At 53.1% G+C, this 973-nt stretch carries 3 protein-coding genes; all 3 read left to right on the top strand.

Annotated elements, in window-relative coordinates:
- Positions 1–292 (top strand): helix-turn-helix domain-containing protein (locus A3220_RS16475; protein ID WP_252860513.1); only part of this gene is annotated, 292 nt, incomplete at its 5' end.
- A gap of 114 nt (positions 293–406) precedes the next feature.
- On the top strand, positions 407–721 hold the full coding sequence (locus tag A3220_RS16470) for a hypothetical protein (RefSeq protein ID WP_054641851.1): 315 nt from the start codon (positions 407–409) through the stop codon (positions 719–721).
- Positions 722–776: 55 nt separating this feature from the next.
- The coding region (locus tag A3220_RS16465; RefSeq protein ID WP_252860514.1) for a helix-turn-helix domain-containing protein at positions 777–973 on the top strand (197 nt) is incomplete at its 3' end.

Here is a 973-nt window from a genome sequence, read left to right as displayed (position 1 = left end):
CGAGACACTAAGTGCTGAGGAGCTTGGCAACAAGTTGCTTCAGTCTGTTAAAGAAATGAAAGCGGGCAAAACTGCACGAGTCAGTCGTGTTGAGCCTAACGAGGTGGCAGAGGCTCGAGGCAAAACCGGACTGACTCAGGTCGAGTTTGCTGAGGTACTGCATATTTCCGCGCGAACCCTGCAGGAGTGGGAGCAAGGTCGACGTGAACCCTCTGGTCCAGCAAAAGCGCTCATTGAGATTGCTTCCCGTCATCCCGAGGTCATTCGAGAAGGCCTCGAGCTACGGGGTTAACAAGCGGCTGTTGTCGGACGCGCCTACGCTGCGCTCCGGCACGCCGCAAAGCCGGGCGTTAACCCTTGTGACCAGTATCTTGCAAAACTCCGTCAATGACGTATATTGACTGTCATGTTTACCATCATCGAAACCCCTACATTTGAAGCAGATGCCAGAAAAATCTGGACTGAGGAAGAGCGAAGCGCTTTCTTTGCCTGGCTTGCGGCAAGTCCGGAAATTGGTGACCCCATTCCGGGTAGCGGCGGATGTAGAAAGGTTCGTTGGTCGGTAGCGGGTTCAGGGAAGCGCGGTGGGGTGCGAGTCATTTACTTCACCAAGTTGGCAAATGGTGAGATCTGGTTATTGGTGATCTACAAGAAAGCCGTCAGGGGCAATATACCCGCTCATATCCTGAAGTCGATTCGTGAGGTATTGGAAAATGAGTGACGAGACACTAAGTGCTGAGGAGCTTGGCAACAAGTTGCTTCAGTCTGTTAAAGAAATGAAAGCGGGCAAAACTGCACGAGTCAGTCGTGTTGAGCCTAACGAGGTGGCAGAGGCTCGAGGCAAAACCGGACTGACTCAGGTCGAGTTTGCTGAGGTACTGCATATTTCCGCGCGAACCCTGCAGGAGTGGGAGCAAGGTCGACGTGAACCCTCTGGTCCAGCAAAAGCGCTCATTGAGATTGCTTCCCGTCA

It is taken from the genome of Halomonas sp. KX33721, from assembly GCF_001596805.1.
Lineage (GTDB): Bacteria > Pseudomonadota > Gammaproteobacteria > Pseudomonadales > Halomonadaceae > Vreelandella > Vreelandella aquamarina.
This window is presented reverse-complemented; position numbering and strand designations above follow the sequence as displayed.

Excerpts from the sequence above, each read along its gene's own strand:
- A3220_RS16470 (WP_054641851.1), top strand. The coding sequence starts at position 407 with ATGTTTACCATCATCGAAACCCCTACATTTGAAGCAGATGCCAGAAAA.